We start from the raw sequence: 15,969 nt of genomic DNA on the forward strand, positions 1-15,969 counted from the left end.
CATGACGGAGAGAAAGTTGAGCGCCCTCGCCCAGCAGTCTTCACGCAGGCCGCGCCTCGATCACGTTGAAGCGGCCGGCGGGATGAACACCGGTCAGCGCGAAGCCGCTTTGTTCGAGCAGTTCGCGGTACTGCCGCTCGGTGCGCTCGGCCCCGCCGGGCCCGCGCATCATGTTCAGATCGCTCATCGCGTGCGCCTTGTCCTCGTCTGTAGCAGACGGCTTTTCCGGCATCAGTCGTTCGACGAGTAGCAGCTTGCCGCCATCCGGCAGCGCCTTGCGGCAATTTTGCAGGATCGAGATGCTGCGCGTGTCATTCCAATCGTGGATGATGCTCTTGAGAATGATCGCGTCCGCAACCGCCGGCACCGAGGAGAAGAAATCGCCGGCGACGAATTCGACGCGATCGCTGACGCCGATCTGCCGAAGATGCTTTCCGGCGGCCTCCGCACATCTTGGGAGATCGAAAACGGTGCCGCGCAGTGTCGGGTACTGCTGCGCGACGGCGCCGAGCAATTCGCCGGAGCCGCCGCCGACGTCCATCAAATGGGATATGCCGCTGAAATTGTAGGAGCGCAGGATTGCCGGCGTGACCAGCCGCGTGAGCTCGGTCATCGCAGCGTTGAACTTCTCGACCTCGTCAGGGGCCCGCCCCATCAGTTCGAAGCTGCTGGAGAAGCCCTGCAGTTCTGCCGCCGTCTTGCCGGTCATCACGGTTTCGAGCAATCCACTCCAACGCTTCGCAAGCATTTCGGCCTCAAGGATTGCCCACGCCTTGAACGATTGCTCAGCTGCGCCGTCCAGGCCGGCACCCATTTCCGTCAACGCGTAAACGTCCTTGCCAGACCTTTCGCATATGCCGATGGTTGAAAGCGCGGTGAACAGACGTCCAAGCGCGGGCTCATCCGCGCCGGTCGCCTTGGCGAGTTCAGCCAGCGGTCGCGGACCGTCGCGCAACAATTCGGCAATGCCGAGCTTGACCGCCACATGGATGACTGCGGTTACGCGGTGCGACTGGATCAGGTCGAAAAGCCTGAGCGCCGATACTTGCGATGCCATCGTGCCTCCTAATGCTGCGTCATTGGGGATTTCGGATATCGATTATCTTCGCCAGTTCGTTCATGGCTGACCGCTGCTTCCCGATCCCAGTCGTCAGTTCCTCGGTCGTGCCGCTCAATACGATGTGGCCGCCGGCCTCGAGTTTGCGGCGAATGTCTATATCGCTGCAAATAGCCGCGAGGTCGGCGGCGACTTTGTTGAGCACCGCCTGCGGCATGATCCTGCTGCCGAAGATTCCTGCCAACCCCTCGATTTCGAGCTCGGGATATCCGAGTTCGCGCACGGTCTTGACGTCAGGCAGTGTGGCAGCGCGGCCCGGATTGAGGACAGCGAGGAAGCGCGCCTTTCCGGCCTGGACGGGCGAGGAGGACGCCGCCCATGAAGTCACGAGCGCCTGGATGCGGCCCTCCCCGAGATCGGCCTGCGGCTGGGATGCGTCGCGATAGCTGACGAAACTCATCTTGAGATCGTGTCGCTTCAGGAATGCCGAGAATACAAAACGTGGCAGGGTCGGCCCCGACGTCCAGGCATATTTGCCCGGATTGGCCCGCAACGCCTCGATCAAGTCGGGGATGCTGCTCACGGAAAGCTGGTTGCTGACGGTGAGCGTCAAGGCGATGGCGGTGGTCGCGGAAATCGGCACCAGGTCGCGGTTGACGTCGTATGCCAGCTTCTCGACCAGGATCGGCGCGACGGTGATCGAACCGCCCACGGTGTACAGCAGCGTATGATCATCCTGGCTTGCGATGAACGACCCGACGCCGATCGTGCCCTCGCCGCCGGGGCGATCCTCCACGATCACCGGCTTGCCCCATTTTCTGCCAAGCGCGTCGGCAAAAATGCGGGCCGCCGCGTCGTTGGCGCTGCCGGGCGGAAACGTCACGATCAGCTTGACCTGCCGTTCGGGCCAATCGGCGCGCGCGGAAATCGGCGCAACAAGCGCCATTACGGAAGTCGCAAAAGCCACGAACGATCGCAGCCGCCGCGCACTGCGCCGGGCAGATTTTCCGGACGCTGAGAGACGGGTGATCCATGTTGAACCGCGGGACCTCTGCGAGAACATCGTCACGGCTGCCTCCCACTGAGCGCTGGTTCGGATTGCCTTGCGATTTTCGTCGACCATTCAGGCGAGTAGCATTTGCTTCGATACTGCTCGTAGGCGCTCCGCGCCGCCTCCCGATCATGGTGACGGGTAATCGGATCAAACAAAATGATCGAGTTCACAGTGTATATGTATACCTTATAGGTATTATATAGCCGTTATTTTGCGTAATTTGCTTAATTATCGCGAGTTCTGTATACATACTGCACTCAACACGGAGTGCAGAGCCATGCCGTCCTCATTCCCGCTCAACGCCTGGTATGCCGCCGCCTGGGACGTCGACATCAAGCACGCGCTGTTTCCGCGCACGATCTGCGGCAAGCATGTCGTGATGTACCGCCAGTCCAACGGGCAGGTCTGTGCGCTGGAGGACGCCTGCTGGCATCGGCTGGTGCCGCTTTCGAAGGGACGGCTCGACGGCGACACCGTCGTCTGCGGCTATCACGGGCTAAAATTCAACGCGCAGGGCCGCTGCACCTACATGCCCTCGCAGGACACCATCAACCCTTCCGCCTGCGTGCGCTCCTACCCCGTCGTCGAGCGTCATCGCTTCATCTGGCTGTGGATGGGCGATCCGGCCCTCGCCGATCCCGCGCTGGTGCCCGACATGCACTGGAACGACGATCCGGCCTGGGCCGGCGACGGCAAGACCATTCACGTCAAATGCGATTACCGCCTCGTGGTCGACAATCTGATGGATCTCACCCACGAGACCTTCGTGCACGGCTCCAGCATCGGCAACGACCACGTCGCCGAAGCGCCGTTCGACGTCACCCATGGCGACAAGACCGTGACGGTGACGCGCTGGATGAAGGGCATCGACGCGCCGCCGTTCTGGGCCGCGCAGTTGCAGAAGGCGGGCCCGGTCGACCGCTGGCAAATCATCCATTTTCAGGCGCCCGGCACCGTCAATATCGATGTCGGCGTCGCACCCGCCGGCACCGGCGCGCCGGAGGGCGACCGCTCGCAGGGCGTCAACGGCTTTGTGCTCAACACCATGACGCCGGAGACCGCGACCACCTGTCACTATTTCTGGGCCTTCGTCCGCAATTACCGGACGACTGAGCAAAAGCTGACCACCGATATCCGCGAAGGCGTTGCCGGCATCTTCCATGAGGATGAAATCATCCTCGAAGCGCAGCAGCGCGCGATGGACGAGAATCCGGACCGTACCTTCTACAACCTCAATATCGACGCTGGCGCGATGTGGGCACGGCGCGTGATCGACCGTATGGTCGCGCGCGAGGCCGCGCCGCAGGCCATGCAGGCCGCGGAGTAAGGCCATGAGCGGAGCGGAGTAAGAACATGAGCGAGCGTGACGCCGAACGCTCCGTCTCGCAGACTGTGCGGGCGCAACTCGCGCTGCGCGACATGATCCTCTCGGGTCGGCTGCGCCCGGGCGAGCGCATATCGGAATTGCAGGCGGTCGATATCACCGGCGTGTCGCGGACGCCTGTGCGGCTCGCGCTGGTGCGGCTGGAGGACGAGGGCCTGCTGCAGGCGATCCCCTCCGGCGGCTTCATGGTAAAGGCGTTCACTGAGCGCGACATTCTGGATTCGATCGAGCTGCGCGGCACGCTGGAGGGCCTCGCCGCCCGCTTCGCCGCCGAGCGCGGCGTCAGCGCGCGCAGCCTCGAGCCGCTGAAGGAATGCCTTGCCGATCTCGACCATCTCGTTCGCCAGGACCCGATCTCGGTCGAGGCTTTTTCAGCCTATGTGACGATGAACGCGCGCTTCCACGCGCTGCTCAATGAACTCTCCGCCAGCGCGCCTGTTATCCGCGAGATCGACCGCGTCTCCGCACTGCCGTTCGCTTCCCCGAGCGCGTTCGTGATGGCGCAGTCGGCGCTGCCGGAGGCGCATCAGATCCTGCTCCTCGGACAGGACCATCACCGCATCGTGCTCGACGCCATCGAGAACCGCGAGGGCGCGCGGGCCGAAGCCGTGATGCGCGAACATTCGCGGCTGGCCGCGCGCAATCTGCGCCTCGCGGTCCGCAACCGCACGCATCTCGAACTGATGCCGGCGCTCGCTCTGCTCAAATCGTCAGCCGAATAGGTTTTGCCATGCGCTTTGCCGAGCAATGGAGCTGGTGCACCGTCGAATCGATCCGCGATCTGACACCGACCATCCGCGAATTCCACCTGCGCCCGGAAAGCGGCCGCGTCGCACCCTGCCCGCCCGGCGGCCATGTCACGGTCTCCCTCTTAATCGACGGCCAGCCGGCGCGGCGCTCCTATTCGCTGGTGGAGAATGGCGATGCCGGCACCTATCGCATCGCGGTGCGGCTGGCACCGGATAGCCGCGGCGGCTCGCGCGGCATGTGGAATTTGCAAGTGGGCGCGCGGATCGAGGCAACCAATCCGACCTCGTTGCTCGACATCGATTGGACCCGCAAGAATTACTGCCTGGTCGCGGGCGGCATCGGCATCACGCCGATCACGAGTATCGCCGCCGCGCTGCGCCGCCGCAACATCGATGCGCCCCTGCACTACGCCGTGAAGTCACGTGGCGACGGAGCGTTCCTGGACGAACTCGCAGCGCTGCTCGGCGAGCGGCTGACCGTTCATGCCTCTGACGAAGGCGCGCGGCTCGATCTCGACGCCGCCTTCCGCGCGCTGCCGGATGACACGATCGCGATCATCTGCGGACCACTGCGAATGCTGGAGGCGGCGCGACGCGCCTGGAATGATTTGGGCCGCGCGCCCGCCGATCTGCGCTTTGAAACCTTCGGCTCCAGCGGCTTGATGCCGACGGCGGAATTCCGTGTCCGGCTGAAGGATACCGATACCGAGCTGGTCGTACCGCCGAACAGCTCGATGCTGGATGCGCTGAACGGCGCCGGCTTTGAGGTGATATCGGATTGCCAGCGCGGCGAATGCGGCGTCTGCGCGGTCGATGTCGTCGCCGTCGAAGGCGAGATCGACCATCGCGACGTGTTCTTCAGCGATCAGCAGAAGCACGAGAACCGCAAGATCTGTCCGTGCGTGTCGCGGGCAATCGGCGTCGTGACGATCGACACGCTGTACCGGCCTGAGGCTTTCTAGCGCCTGAGACGGGTTTTCGCGTGCGATGTTTAGCCAACCGGTCCCGGGATCCAATAGTCTCCCAAGAGCGGCATTACCTTTACGCCGTTAATTACTCCGCGCTGCAGGCTTGGATCGAAATAGCGCATCGTCCGCTCATTGAGGTCAATGATGCGGCCCGGCGTTAGTGGCCCCACGTCGTTTATCTTCACGATGACCTTCTTGCCTACAGCCTCAACGAGGGCGTACTTCGCTCTCGCGCCATACAGGACCCCACCAAATTTCTGGCGCAAGCTCGTCTTGATGGCAGCCGCCCAGACAGAGGGATCATAGCGCTCGCCCGAGGCTGTGTTCGGGCCGCCCTCGCGCCATCCGGGCTTGAACGGATTGTACGTGGATGCTGCACCAACGATCGCATCCCCCGAAGCGGCCATAACGACAGCGATTGAATGAACTGCAACGATTTCACTTCGAGCAGTGGAAACAGAAATGACAAGCGCAACCAGGGCGCCGCAAAGTGCGGCGCTCGAGCGGAACAGCATCATAGCTCCTTTGATTTTCTTCGATCGGCCGGTTCCCGATGCCGCAAAACATGGTCAAGCGAACGCGGAAGCGTTCTCTAACTTGTGCCAATTTCTTTGCGGATTCGCGCCAACCCGGGCGCCGGGAACCGTTGTGGGAACCGACGATGGTCCCTGCACAGCGTTCTTAGTTCTCACCGACTAAGACAGAGAATGCGTCAGCAACATGACTGACGGCGCCTCGCGTAGGAGCAACCGTGTAGGCGATTCCGGGGGATTCAGGGGGCGCCATCGTGAGCGCCCCAGAAGAATGCGCCGAGGAACACCGCCGCTTCGTCCGAGATGCCGACGATCTTGTTCGTTGCCTGACGATAGAACTTGAAATTGAGCTCGGTCTCGGGCTGGCCGTCATTCCAGTCGGTGAAATGCTTGAGCTCGCGCCGTCCCAGCGGCCGCTTCGCCAGCGCGGTGCGTCTGATGGTGACGCTCACGCGGGGTGTTTGCCTGACGATGCCGCGCTTCCTGGCGACCGCTTCGGCCGAGATAACGACGCCACGCGCGACGAGGCCCTGCCCGCCCTCGTTCTCACTTGCGAACAGAAAAACCGTGTCGCCCTTGGCAATATGCTTGCCGCCGTACATGGTCTTTTGCGCTGACAACGCGAACGTCTTCCGCCGCGGATCGGAAATCTCGGCCTTGATCGCGAACGCCATACGCCGCGAGCCGATGCTAGGCCGACACCGGGAACCGTACCGCCTCCAGCGCGGTCTTGCCGCGGATCATGTCGGAGGCCTTGTCGGCGATCATCAGCGTCGAGGCGTTGAGGTTAGCGGAGATCATGCGCGGCATGATCGAGGCGTCGACGACGCGCAGGCCCTGCAAGCCGTGCACGCGCAACTCATCGTCGACCACAGCCCATTTGGCGTCGGCCGGCCCCATCCGGCAGGTGCAGCCGGGATGGAAAGTGGTGGTGCCGCGCTCGGTGGCGGCGGCGAGGAATTCGTCGTCGCTCTGCACCTTCGGCCCAGGGAAATCCTCATAGGCGTAATAGGGCGCCAGCGGTTTTGAGGCGAGCAGCCGGCGCGCCAGCTTCATGCCGGCGACGACGACGCGGCGATCGAGCTCCTCGACGAGGTAGTTGGTCTGGATGATCGGCGGCGCGAACGGGTCGGCCGAGCGGATCCGGACATAGCCGCGGCTTTCGGGCCGCTGCTGCCAGGAGGCGACCGTCATGCCGGGCTCGTCCTCGAGCTGGCCCTGCACACCTTCCTTGTAGCTTGCCGGCGTGAAGGTGAGCTGCAGGTCCGAGCTTTCCGTGGTCTCGCCGGAATGCCAGAAGCAATAGACCATGGTCGGCGACAGCGACAGCAGGCCGCGCCGTGTGGTCGCCCATTTCAGCGCCTCGACCCAGAGGCTGAGGCCGCGCCTGAGTTCGTTGATGGTCTTGATGTTCTTGACACGCGCGACCGAGCGCGGCGCGTAGTGGTCCTGCAGGCCTTCGCCAACGCCCGGCAGCGCGTGACGGACCTCGATGCCGTGCGATTGCAAGAGGTCCGGCGAGCCGACGCCGGACAGTTGCAGCACCTGCGGCGAGTTATAGGCGCCGCCGGAAAGAATGACTTCCTTGCTGGCGCGCACCTCGACAGGCGTGCCGCCCTTGCCGCCCCGGAGATAGCGCACGCCGACCGCGCGCTTGCCTTCGAAGATGATGTTGGTGACATGCGCATGGGTGCGCACGTCGACATTGCCGCGCTTGCGCGCCGGATGCAGGAACGCCTTTGCGGCGCTCATGCGCAGGCCGTTCTGGATGGTGCGCTGGCAGTAGGACACGCCCTCCTGGGTCGAGCCATTGTAGTCAGGATTGCGCGGAATCCCGAGGCTGACGGCGCCCTCCATGAAGGCTTCGCACAGCGGATCCTGCCAGTCCATGGTGGTGACGGTCAGGCTGCCGTCACGGCCGCGATAGGTTTCGTCGCACTCACCGACACGGCGTTCCAGCCGCTTGAAATAGGGCAATATGTCCGGATAGCCCCAGCCGCGATTGCCGAGCTGCGCCCAGGTGTCGAAGTCCTGGCGCTGGCCGCGATTGTAGATGTGGCCGTTGATCGACGACGATCCGCCCAGCGTCTTGCCGCGCGGCGCATAGATGCTACGCCCGCCGGTCCACGGGCCCACCTCCTGCTGATAGGCCCAGTTCACGCTCTTCATGTGGAACGTCTTGATGAAGCCGGCCGGCAGGTGGATGTAGGGATGCCAGTCCTTGCCGCCCGCTTCGAGCACGCAGATGCGGCTCGTGGTGTCCTCACCCAGCCGGTTGGCGAGCACGCTGCCCGCGGAGCCCGCGCCGATAATCACATAATCGAACGTTTCCATCGTCTCGCTTCTGGCGCGGCTTCGTTACCGCGGCTTGTCGTTGAGTTGGTAGTTCAGATGCGCCTTTACCGTCGGCCATTCGCTGGCGATGATGCTGTAAACCACGGTGTCGCGCAACGTGCCGTTCGGCGCGATCTGGTGGCTTCTCAGGATACCATCCTGCTTGGCACCCAGGCGTTCGATGCCGCGCCGGCTCTGGTGATTGAAGAAATGCGTGCGGAACTCGACCGCAATGCAATCAAGCTCCTCGAAGGCGTGCGTCAGCAAAAGCAGTTTGCACTGCGTATTGAGCGCGCTGCGCTGCACGCGCTTGGCGTACCAGGTCGAGCCAATCTCGACGCGGCGGTTGGCGGCATCGACGTTCATATAGGTCGTCATGCCCGCGATCTTGCCGTCGGCGTCGAACACGGTGAACGGCAGCATCGAGCCCGCCGCGAAAAGGCCGAGGCGGCGGTCGATCTCCTTCTTCATGTTTTCGGCGGTCGGAATCGCGGTGTACCAGAGCTTCCACAGCTCGCCGTCCGACACCGCCTCGACGAGACCATCGACGTGGTCGTGCGACAGCGGCTCGAGGCGGGCGTGTGCGCCTTGCAGGGTTACCGGTTCAAGAAAAGCCATTTAATTCTCCAGTGCCATCCGCGTCATTGCGAGCGCAGCGAAGCAATCCATCTATCCTCACGTGGCGGCATGGATTGCTTCGCTACGCTCGCAATGACGGGGTTAGCATCTGCCGCGTACTATCTGTTCAAAAAATTCAACGCCAGCCCCGGCCGCGGCCAGTCCATCGCGACCAGCTCGCCTTTGCCCGACAGCGTGATGTACGCCGTCTTCAGCTCCGGCCCGCCGAAGGCAATGTTGGTGGTGACGCGGTCGCCGGTCGGCACCTGCTCGACCAGCGTGCCATCGGGCGCGATCACGGAGATGCAGCCCGACACCAGCGTCGCCACGCAGACGTTCCCGTTCGCCTCCACTGCCAGCGAGTCGAACATCTGGTAGCCGCCGAGGCCCGCGATCGGCTTGCCGCGCTCGCCGCGATAGATCACCTCGCGTGGCTTCAGCGTGCCGGGCGCGGATAGATCGTAAGCCCAGAGACGCGCGGTCGGCGTCTCCGCGATGTAGACGGTGTTCTCGTCGGGCGACAGCCCGATGCCGTTGGCGGGCAGCACGCCGTGCACGACCTCGACGATCTCCTTCAGGCCGGGCCTCAGATAGTACATCCCGCCGACATCCATCTCACGGGCGCGTCGCTTGCCGAGCTCCGAGAACCAGAGCCCTCCATGCTTGTCGAACACCAGGTCGTTCGGCCCGCGCAGGCCGTGCTCGCCGCATTTGTCGACGACGGTCTCAACCTGGCCGCTCTGCAGATCGACGCGCTGGATCGAGCCGCCCTGATAATCGTCGGGTTGCGGCCCCGGCATGATCATCTTCCCGGTGGGAATCCAGCTAAAGCCACCATTGTTGCAGATGTACATCTTGCCGTCGGGGCCCAGCGCGGCGCCGTTGGGTCCGCCGGGAATCTGCGCCACCACCTCTTTCCGCCCGTCCGGATAAACCCGTGTCAGCCGCTTCCCGCGGATTTCGACCAGCACCACGGAGCCGTCCGGCATCACCACCGGCCCTTCAGGAAACTCCAGGTCAGTGGCGAGAACGCGGATATCGGCCATGAAATCCTCCCGGCTGGCTTGGCTGCAGGAGGATTTTGGCCCGGTCCCCGCACGCGCAACGTTTCTTGTCGCGCTGGTTATGGCAAAGCTGGTTTCGCTTGCCAAGCAACAGCAGGCACCCGCCGCGCAGGGCAGCATTGCGGAAGCGGTGCAATCGTGGGCCTCGGTGCAATCGCTATTGCACCGGCACCCAGATCTCCAGCCCGCCATTGCCGGTGGCCGGATCGAACTTCTCGTCGTAGCGCTCGAAGTTCGGTGCGTCGGCGACCTTAAGGCCGGACTGCGGCAGCCAATGATTCCAGATCGCGCTGACGGTGCGGCGAATAGTCGAGATGTGCTCGGCGTGGCTGAACACTGCGTACTTCTGCTCGGGTATCCGCACGCGCGAAAACTCGCGCGGCAGGTCGGAGAAATCGGCGACCTCGACGCCGGCGATGTAATCGAAATTGCCGGAATCGTCACCGTTGCAGCAGACGCCATAGGCGATGTTGCCGACGCGGTCGGGAATATTGCCGACCTTCTGGTGGAACTGATGCCACTGGTTGGGAATGTTGGCGCCGCCATTGTCGCAGTGATTGTAGCGCTCGCCGACGCCGGCAACGAGCAGGGCCTTGGCGGTCGCGAAGCGCGGCGGTTGCAGGTTGGTCGCGGGGGTCGAGTCCATCATGATCGGCTCCTGTAGTCTGAGCTTGTCGAGGCACGTTGCGGCGCGCACCGATTCAGGCGTGACGCCGAAATGGTCGCGGAACGCGCGGGTGAATGCCTCGTGGGAGCCGTAGTCCGCATCCAGCGCCAGCGTGAGAATGTCCGGCGCCCCCTTGGCGAGCGCGCGGGCCGCCTTGGTCAGGCGACGGGTGCGCACATAGCGCATGACCGGCATGCCGGTCGCCTCGGCAAACGCCCGCACCAGGTGAAAGCGCGAGACGCCGGCGACGGCTGCGATCTCATCGAGCGTGAGCGCATCCGAGAGATGGCCCTCAACGTACCAGAGCGCCTTCTGGGCTGGATTCATGACTGGCAGCCTTCCTACGAAGCCACGGCATCATGAGCTGACGTCGCGCGCTTCGTTTGACAGTCCTTGCTCTCACCTTGCCGCACACCATGACGCTCATCGAGCCATATCGGGAACCGGCGATTTTGTTATGATGCCGCGGTCCTCCCACCATCCTGGGGAACCCCATGCTGATCACCAACGTCCGGGCGCATCATATCCGCATTCCCTACGATGCGGGGGTCGCGAGCTTCAAGCAGGGAGCCTCTGCCATCTCGGCATTGGAAATCGTCATGGTCGAGATTTCCACCGATGCCGGCATCACCGGCTGGGGCGATGCCTTTGCCTATGTCTGCCCGCGGACAAGCTATGCCGCGATCGAGGAGATGATTGCGCCGCAGGCGCAAGGTCAAGAGGTCCCGGATGCAGCAGGTATCCCCGCCTTCATGGAGCAGATCCAGCGCAACCTGCATCTGTTCGGCCGCTATGGCATCACGATGTTTGCGATATCGGCGCTCGATATCGCCTTGTGGGATCTTGCCGCCAAGGCGAAGGGCGTGCCGTTGCACCGATTGATCGGCGAGATCAAGCGCACGCGGATTCCCGCCTATGCCAGTCTGCTCCGGATCGGCAAGCCCGAGCTGATCGCGCGCGAATGCGAGACGGCGCTGCGGCAGGGCTACAAGGCAATCAAATTGCATGAGACGACGACGCCTGCGGTGTTCGCCGCGCGGCAGGCGATCGGCCCCGATATTCCGCTGATGGTCGACATGAACTGTCCGCTAAGTGGCGATGAGGCGATCGCGTTTGCGCATTCCTGCCGCGATGCCACGCCGCTGTTTCTCGAGGAGCCGGTGTGGCCCCCGGAAGATTTTGCAACGCTGGCCGAAGTGCGGAGCAAGGGCGGGCTCAACGTGGCAGCCGGCGAGAACGCCTGCACGGTCCACCAGTTCAGGCAGATGATGCAGGCCGGTGCCGTAAGCCATGCGCAGCCCTCCGTCATCAAGGTTGGCGGCATCACGGAGTATCTGAAGGTCGCGGATCTCGCCGACCAGCTCGGCGTCAGGCTCGCGCCGCATTCGCCATATTTCGGGCCGGGCTTTTTGGCGACATTGCAGTTGATGTCGCTGCGCGACGATTCAAGCTTCGTCGAGGTGTTCTCGATGAAGCGCGCCGCGTGCCTGTGGCGCGGCCGCATTGACGTCGATGCCAATGGCGATGTCGAAATGCCCCAAGGACCGGGTCTCGGCTACGAGCCGGACATGGCCGTGATGGAGCAGTACCGCGTGTCGTAGCGCCTTCTATCTTCGCTCGTGCCCCTCATGGTGAGGAGGTGGAGCGGCGCGGACGCAGCAGCACTACTTCGCGCTGTCCTTTGCCGGCGCGCCATCCTTTGCGGCTGGCGTTACATCCTTTGCCGCGGGCGCGGCGGCTTTCTTCGCGTCTTCCGCCGCCTTGTTCTGCGCCGCCTGCAATTCGCCGACGACCTTTTGCAGGCTTATGACCGCGGCCTTCAGCGCCTCGATCTGCCGATTGGCGGCATCCAGCTTCTGCTGATGCTCGGTCGTAAGCTTGGTGATCGTCTTCTGCAGGAAATCGACATTGCTCTGCAGGCACGAGGTGCGCCGTTCCATGGTCTTTTCGACGGTGCAGATTTCGATGCCGGGAACGTCCTGCGCATCAGCGGTCGCTGGCATCAGGACGCTCAGCAGCGCGAAAGTTGAGAAGGTGATCCTGGCGGGCGGGGCAATCATCAAAATCCTCGTTGCAAAGCGTCGGATTCCGGGGCGGAACGCCTATCACAGCAATTTGCGCGAAGCAGGTTTCCGACCCCAGAGATACCATACTGATACCTCATTCAGGCGTTGTGCTTCATCCCCTTAACGGTGGATGGATTTAGCCGCGGGCCCAGACACATTTGGGCGTCCGCGGCAGTGGAGATTGATTGTATGGCAACGCGTGAAAAGCGGCTGGCGCAGTTCGATGGCAACGGAGACCCGCCGCCGGACCTGCCGCTCGAGGTACTTTGCGAGGATCACAGCGGAACCTATCAACTGCCCTTTGCCTGCCGCTGGATCGATGGACGGTGGCGCAATGACAGGACCGGCGGGATGGTCGAGGCTACGGTGGTCGGTTGGCGGCTGCCGCGCTCCGGTGCGGCCTGAAGCATCGCAGGCTCAGCCCGATTTGAGCTCGCATTGTGCCAGAATGCGACGGGAATGCGGTCGATTGTTAAGGTTCGGAACGCGGGCGGAACGAACCGCGCCCGAATCAGTGATCGAGCGCCGTACGCTGCTGTTCACGGCTAGATGTCGGCCGCCAGCCGAGCCAACGCACAACATCAAGGATGAGCACGATCGGCCGCAGCCAGCGGCCGAGGACAAGCGTTAACTCCTCGGGGGACGACATGTCGGTCACCTCCACGGCGTCGGCGGCGGCACCTTGTCGACGGCCGGCGGCACGTCGACGGTCTTGAAATCGGCCGGGCTGACGATCTCGAGGTACTCCATGTCCTCCGAGTAGTCGTAGAGGTCATGCGTGATACCGGGCCGCTGGTGCACGACGTCGCCGGCCTGCACCAAAGTCGAATTGTCCTCATACATGAAGCGGGCCCAGCCCTTGGTCATGATGACGATCTGGAATTCGCAATCGTGGCGATGCCAGCCGGTGCCCTCCTCGGGAGGCAGATCGGGGTTTGCCCTGACCAGATGGCAGATCACCTGCCCGCCGGTGGCATCCGCAATGCCGAGATCGCGATACAGGAAGAGGTCGCGCAGACCTCCGCCCTTGAACTCGGTATCGCCGGGTTTGACGTGGGAGAACTTACTGACGACGGCCTGCTTGTTCATTGGAGCCTCCACGGTTCTCGCTTGCGAGAACGCGGACCACGCGCGAAGTGCGTCCAAATTTTCGGCAGCCTCGCATCGTCGCGTTCACGCCTGCATGCTGCCATGCGAAATCCGCGCCAGCCGCGGCCCGTGGTGGCGACGACATCGGCGCCGATGCGCTGAACGGTCTGGCCGGAGACAGGAATCGGGATCTGATGGCATGTGGAAAGCCACCGGCAGACCCGGCCGCACGCCGTTGGCGGCTGGCACCGGTTTGAGCAGGGCCTGCTTGCTGGCTGAGCCTCTCAGACGGGCAAGGCCCGCCAAGCATGCCTAATATTCGACCTCGAGCTCTTCAATCTCGCTCGGCTCGGCCTTGGCGGCCGCAATCCATTCCTGCATCTCGGGCATCGCCATGATGGTAGCGGCGTAGGCGGCAAGGGCAGGTTCGAGCTTCACGTCATAGGTCATGAAGCGGGTAACGACGGGTGCGTACATTGCGTCCGCCATGGTGCGCATGCCGAACAGGAACGGCCCGCCCGACACCTTGAGGCAATCGTGCCAGATGGTGCAGACCCGGTCGATGTCGGCCTGCGCGCGCGACCAGATCTTGAAGCCCGGGAAATGGCCCTTCAGGTTGACCGGGAGTGAGGCGCGCAGCGTGGTGAAGCCGGAATGGATTTCGCCGCAGATCGAGCGGCAATGCGCGCGCCGGATGCGGTCCGCCGGCAACAGCCCAGCCTCCGGCCTGATCTCGTTGAGATATTCCGCGATCGCCAGCGTGTCCCAGATGGTGGCTCCGTCGTGGCGCAGACAGGGCACCAGGATCGACGAGGACAGCAGCAGGATTTCCGCCCGCGCCGACGCATCGTCCGGGGCGGTGACCACCTCCTCGAATTCGAGCCCCGCGAAATTCGCCAGCAGCCAGCCGCGCAGCGACCAGGACGAATAGTTCTTGCTGCTGATGGTCAGTGTGGTCTTCGCCATATGGCCTTCCCTCAAACGCGAAACGTCCCCTGCCCCCCCTGGGCAGCCGGCCGCACCGCGCCGCTGAAGCCCTGTGCACCGGGCCATTTTACCAGCAAGCCACGTGCCAGTTTAGGAGGCAGTGTGCCCCGCTCTGGCGTCGATATTGCATGGCCGAGGGCGACAGGGGCTGATGTGAATGATGTCAATGATGTACCAGGCCTACCAGAACCACATGGACCTCACGGCGCCATGGCGGACCGGAGCGTCGTCGGCGTTGAAATATCTCAATCTGGTGCCGCAGGGCGTCTCCGACCGGCTGTTCGGCCGGCTTTCCGCCGCGCTCGAACTGATCTCGCGCTCCTCCCTCACCTATGACCGGCCAGCCTATGGCATCGACAGCGTACTGGTCGGCAACCGGGAGCTGGAGGTGACCGAGGAGGTCAGCTTCGCCACGCCGTTCGGCTCGTTGCTGCACTTCAAGAAGGAAAATGGGCCCGAGCAACCGCGCCTCTTGCTGGTGGCACCGATGTCCGGCCATTTCGCGACGCTGCTGCGCGGCACCGTGAAGACGCTGCTGCAGGACCATGACGTCTACATCACCGACTGGCACAATCCCCGCGACATTCCGCTTGGCCATGGTCGCTTTGGCCTTGAGGACTACACCGATCACCTCATCACCTTTCTCGACAAGATCGGGCCGCGCGCGCACATGGTGGCGATCTGCCAGCCATCGGTCTCGGCGCTGGCTGCCGCCGCCGTCATGTCCGAGGATAATCACCCCGCCCGCCCGGCCACGCTGACCTTGATGGCCGGGCCGATTGACACCCGGGTCCAGCCGACCAAGGTCAACGAATTCGCCAAGAGCAAGCCGCTCCGATGGTTCGAAAGAAACCTGATCAACTACGTGCCGGTGCAGTGCAAGGGCGCTTTCCGCCGGGTCTATCCCGGGTTCGTGCAGCTCACCGCCTTCGTCTCGATGAACCTGGAGCGTCATATCAAGCAGCACATCGACCTAGCCAATCATCTGGCGAAAGGCGAGCGCGAGAAGGCCGCCATCATCAAGAACTTCTACGATGAATATTTTGCGGTGATGGACCTGCCGGCGGAGTTCTACATCGAGACGGTACGCGACGTGTTTCAGGAGCACCTGCTGCCGCAGGGCAGACTGATGCATCGGGGACGGAAGGTCGACCCGGCCTCGATCCGGCGCATGGGCCTGATGACGGTCGAGGGCGAGAAGGACGATATCTGCTCGATCGGCCAGACGCTGGCGGCGCAGGATCTCTGCACCGGGGTGCGCGCCTATCGCAAGGTGCACCACATGCAGGCTGGCGTCGGCCATTACGGCGTGTTTTCGGGGAAGAAGTGGAATAACGAGATCTACCCGCTGCTGCGGGATTTCGTGCATGTGAATTCGTGAGGGGTGCTTCGCGCGCGA

At 63.4% G+C, this 15,969-nt stretch carries 18 protein-coding genes; 6 read left to right on the forward strand and 12 right to left on the reverse strand.

Annotated elements, in window-relative coordinates:
* Positions 1–40 precede the first annotated feature (40 nt).
* The gene (locus QA643_RS32545; RefSeq protein WP_283029754.1) at positions 41–1,057 is read right to left on the reverse strand and encodes a methyltransferase; all 1,017 of its coding nucleotides are present in this window, start codon (positions 1,055–1,057) and stop codon (positions 41–43) included.
* Positions 1,058–1,076: 19 nt separating this feature from the next.
* The gene (locus tag QA643_RS32550; RefSeq protein ID WP_283029755.1) at positions 1,077–2,003 is read right to left on the reverse strand and encodes a tripartite tricarboxylate transporter substrate binding protein; all 927 of its coding nucleotides are present in this window, start codon (positions 2,001–2,003) and stop codon (positions 1,077–1,079) included.
* Positions 2,004–2,388: 385 nt separating this feature from the next.
* Here QA643_RS32550 and QA643_RS32555 point away from each other — a divergent pair, with 385 nt between their 5' ends.
* The 3 genes from QA643_RS32555 to QA643_RS32565 are packed head-to-tail and all read left to right on the forward strand — an operon-like array spanning position 2,389 to position 5,206.
* Positions 2,389–3,438, forward strand: a complete 1,050-nt coding sequence (locus tag QA643_RS32555; RefSeq protein WP_283029756.1) for an aromatic ring-hydroxylating dioxygenase subunit alpha — start codon at positions 2,389–2,391, stop codon at positions 3,436–3,438.
* A 26-nt stretch (positions 3,439–3,464) separates the two neighbouring features.
* Positions 3,465–4,217, forward strand: a complete 753-nt coding sequence (locus QA643_RS32560) for a GntR family transcriptional regulator (RefSeq protein WP_283029757.1) — start codon at positions 3,465–3,467, stop codon at positions 4,215–4,217.
* A gap of 8 nt (positions 4,218–4,225) precedes the next feature.
* A complete protein-coding gene (locus tag QA643_RS32565; protein ID WP_283029758.1) occupies positions 4,226–5,206 on the forward strand; it encodes a PDR/VanB family oxidoreductase in 981 nt (326 codons plus the stop codon).
* Positions 5,207–5,235: 29 nt separating this feature from the next.
* On the opposite strand, the gene QA643_RS32570 is transcribed toward QA643_RS32565, so the two are convergent.
* The 6 genes from QA643_RS32570 to QA643_RS32595 form a co-directional block, all read right to left on the reverse strand.
* On the reverse strand, positions 5,236–5,730 hold the full coding sequence (locus QA643_RS32570; RefSeq protein ID WP_349253247.1) for a septal ring lytic transglycosylase RlpA family protein: 495 nt from the start codon (positions 5,728–5,730) through the stop codon (positions 5,236–5,238).
* 254 nt (positions 5,731–5,984) lie between these two features.
* Complete coding sequence (locus QA643_RS32575; protein WP_283029760.1) at positions 5,985–6,419, reverse strand: hypothetical protein; 435 nt, start codon at positions 6,417–6,419, stop codon at positions 5,985–5,987.
* 16 nt (positions 6,420–6,435) lie between these two features.
* The gene (locus QA643_RS32580; protein ID WP_283029761.1) at positions 6,436–8,079 is read right to left on the reverse strand and encodes a GMC family oxidoreductase N-terminal domain-containing protein; all 1,644 of its coding nucleotides are present in this window, start codon (positions 8,077–8,079) and stop codon (positions 6,436–6,438) included.
* Between the two features lie 24 nt (positions 8,080–8,103).
* On the reverse strand, positions 8,104–8,697 hold the full coding sequence (locus tag QA643_RS32585; RefSeq protein WP_283029762.1) for a GNAT family protein: 594 nt from the start codon (positions 8,695–8,697) through the stop codon (positions 8,104–8,106).
* A 119-nt stretch (positions 8,698–8,816) separates the two neighbouring features.
* Positions 8,817–9,743, reverse strand: coding sequence for an SMP-30/gluconolactonase/LRE family protein (locus QA643_RS32590; protein ID WP_283029763.1), 927 nt, complete (start codon positions 9,741–9,743; stop codon positions 8,817–8,819).
* Positions 9,744–9,918: 175 nt separating this feature from the next.
* Positions 9,919–10,755: an AraC family transcriptional regulator gene (locus QA643_RS32595; protein WP_283029764.1), complete on the reverse strand. Its 837-nt coding sequence runs from the start codon at positions 10,753–10,755 to the stop codon at positions 9,919–9,921.
* 167 nt (positions 10,756–10,922) lie between these two features.
* Here QA643_RS32595 and QA643_RS32600 point away from each other — a divergent pair, with 167 nt between their 5' ends.
* Positions 10,923–12,029: a mandelate racemase/muconate lactonizing enzyme family protein gene (locus tag QA643_RS32600; protein ID WP_283029765.1), complete on the forward strand. Its 1,107-nt coding sequence runs from the start codon at positions 10,923–10,925 to the stop codon at positions 12,027–12,029.
* A gap of 63 nt (positions 12,030–12,092) precedes the next feature.
* Here the strand turns inward: QA643_RS32600 and QA643_RS32605 are convergent, their stop codons facing one another.
* On the reverse strand, positions 12,093–12,431 hold the full coding sequence (locus QA643_RS32605) for a hypothetical protein (protein WP_283034995.1): 339 nt from the start codon (positions 12,429–12,431) through the stop codon (positions 12,093–12,095).
* A 252-nt stretch (positions 12,432–12,683) separates the two neighbouring features.
* Here QA643_RS32605 and QA643_RS32610 point away from each other — a divergent pair, with 252 nt between their 5' ends.
* Positions 12,684–12,899, forward strand: coding sequence for a hypothetical protein (locus QA643_RS32610; RefSeq protein WP_283029766.1), 216 nt, complete (start codon positions 12,684–12,686; stop codon positions 12,897–12,899).
* A 106-nt stretch (positions 12,900–13,005) separates the two neighbouring features.
* Here the strand turns inward: QA643_RS32610 and QA643_RS32615 are convergent, their stop codons facing one another.
* The 3 genes from QA643_RS32615 to QA643_RS32625 all read right to left on the reverse strand — a co-directional run bounded on the left by QA643_RS32615 (position 13,006) and on the right by QA643_RS32625 (position 14,549).
* Positions 13,006–13,143, reverse strand: coding sequence for a hypothetical protein (locus QA643_RS32615; protein ID WP_283029767.1), 138 nt, complete (start codon positions 13,141–13,143; stop codon positions 13,006–13,008).
* Between the two features lie 5 nt (positions 13,144–13,148).
* Positions 13,149–13,583: a cupin domain-containing protein gene (locus QA643_RS32620; RefSeq protein ID WP_283029768.1), complete on the reverse strand. Its 435-nt coding sequence runs from the start codon at positions 13,581–13,583 to the stop codon at positions 13,149–13,151.
* Between the two features lie 312 nt (positions 13,584–13,895).
* On the reverse strand, positions 13,896–14,549 hold the full coding sequence (locus QA643_RS32625; RefSeq protein ID WP_283029769.1) for a glutathione S-transferase family protein: 654 nt from the start codon (positions 14,547–14,549) through the stop codon (positions 13,896–13,898).
* 178 nt (positions 14,550–14,727) lie between these two features.
* On the opposite strand from QA643_RS32625, the gene phaZ reads away from it, so the two are divergent.
* Positions 14,728–15,951, forward strand: a complete 1,224-nt coding sequence (gene phaZ, locus QA643_RS32630) for a polyhydroxyalkanoate depolymerase (RefSeq protein WP_283029770.1) — start codon at positions 14,728–14,730, stop codon at positions 15,949–15,951.
* Positions 15,952–15,969 lie beyond the last annotated feature (18 nt).

Source organism: Bradyrhizobium sp. CB3481 (genome assembly GCF_029714305.1).
In the GTDB taxonomy this organism is placed as follows: domain Bacteria; phylum Pseudomonadota; class Alphaproteobacteria; order Rhizobiales; family Xanthobacteraceae; genus Bradyrhizobium.

Excerpts from the sequence above, each read along its gene's own strand:
- QA643_RS32545 (WP_283029754.1), bottom strand. The coding sequence starts at position 1,057 with ATGGCATCGCAAGTATCGGCGCTCAGGCTTTTCGACCTGATCCAGTCG.
- QA643_RS32550 (WP_283029755.1), bottom strand. The coding sequence starts at position 2,003 with ATGGCGCTTGTTGCGCCGATTTCCGCGCGCGCCGATTGGCCCGAACGG.
- QA643_RS32555 (WP_283029756.1), top strand. The coding sequence starts at position 2,389 with ATGCCGTCCTCATTCCCGCTCAACGCCTGGTATGCCGCCGCCTGGGAC.
- QA643_RS32560 (WP_283029757.1), top strand. The coding sequence starts at position 3,465 with ATGAGCGAGCGTGACGCCGAACGCTCCGTCTCGCAGACTGTGCGGGCG.
- QA643_RS32565 (WP_283029758.1), top strand. The coding sequence starts at position 4,226 with ATGCGCTTTGCCGAGCAATGGAGCTGGTGCACCGTCGAATCGATCCGC.
- QA643_RS32570 (WP_349253247.1), bottom strand. The coding sequence starts at position 5,730 with ATGATGCTGTTCCGCTCGAGCGCCGCACTTTGCGGCGCCCTGGTTGCG.
- QA643_RS32575 (WP_283029760.1), bottom strand. The coding sequence starts at position 6,419 with ATGGCGTTCGCGATCAAGGCCGAGATTTCCGATCCGCGGCGGAAGACG.
- QA643_RS32580 (WP_283029761.1), bottom strand. The coding sequence starts at position 8,079 with ATGGAAACGTTCGATTATGTGATTATCGGCGCGGGCTCCGCGGGCAGC.
- QA643_RS32585 (WP_283029762.1), bottom strand. The coding sequence starts at position 8,697 with ATGGCTTTTCTTGAACCGGTAACCCTGCAAGGCGCACACGCCCGCCTC.
- QA643_RS32590 (WP_283029763.1), bottom strand. The coding sequence starts at position 9,743 with ATGGCCGATATCCGCGTTCTCGCCACTGACCTGGAGTTTCCTGAAGGG.
- QA643_RS32595 (WP_283029764.1), bottom strand. The coding sequence starts at position 10,755 with ATGAATCCAGCCCAGAAGGCGCTCTGGTACGTTGAGGGCCATCTCTCG.
- QA643_RS32600 (WP_283029765.1), top strand. The coding sequence starts at position 10,923 with ATGCTGATCACCAACGTCCGGGCGCATCATATCCGCATTCCCTACGAT.
- QA643_RS32605 (WP_283034995.1), bottom strand. The coding sequence starts at position 12,431 with ATGCCAGCGACCGCTGATGCGCAGGACGTTCCCGGCATCGAAATCTGC.
- QA643_RS32610 (WP_283029766.1), top strand. The coding sequence starts at position 12,684 with ATGGCAACGCGTGAAAAGCGGCTGGCGCAGTTCGATGGCAACGGAGAC.
- QA643_RS32615 (WP_283029767.1), bottom strand. The coding sequence starts at position 13,143 with ATGTCGTCCCCCGAGGAGTTAACGCTTGTCCTCGGCCGCTGGCTGCGG.
- QA643_RS32620 (WP_283029768.1), bottom strand. The coding sequence starts at position 13,583 with ATGAACAAGCAGGCCGTCGTCAGTAAGTTCTCCCACGTCAAACCCGGC.
- QA643_RS32625 (WP_283029769.1), bottom strand. The coding sequence starts at position 14,549 with ATGGCGAAGACCACACTGACCATCAGCAGCAAGAACTATTCGTCCTGG.
- phaZ (WP_283029770.1), top strand. The coding sequence starts at position 14,728 with ATGATGTCAATGATGTACCAGGCCTACCAGAACCACATGGACCTCACG.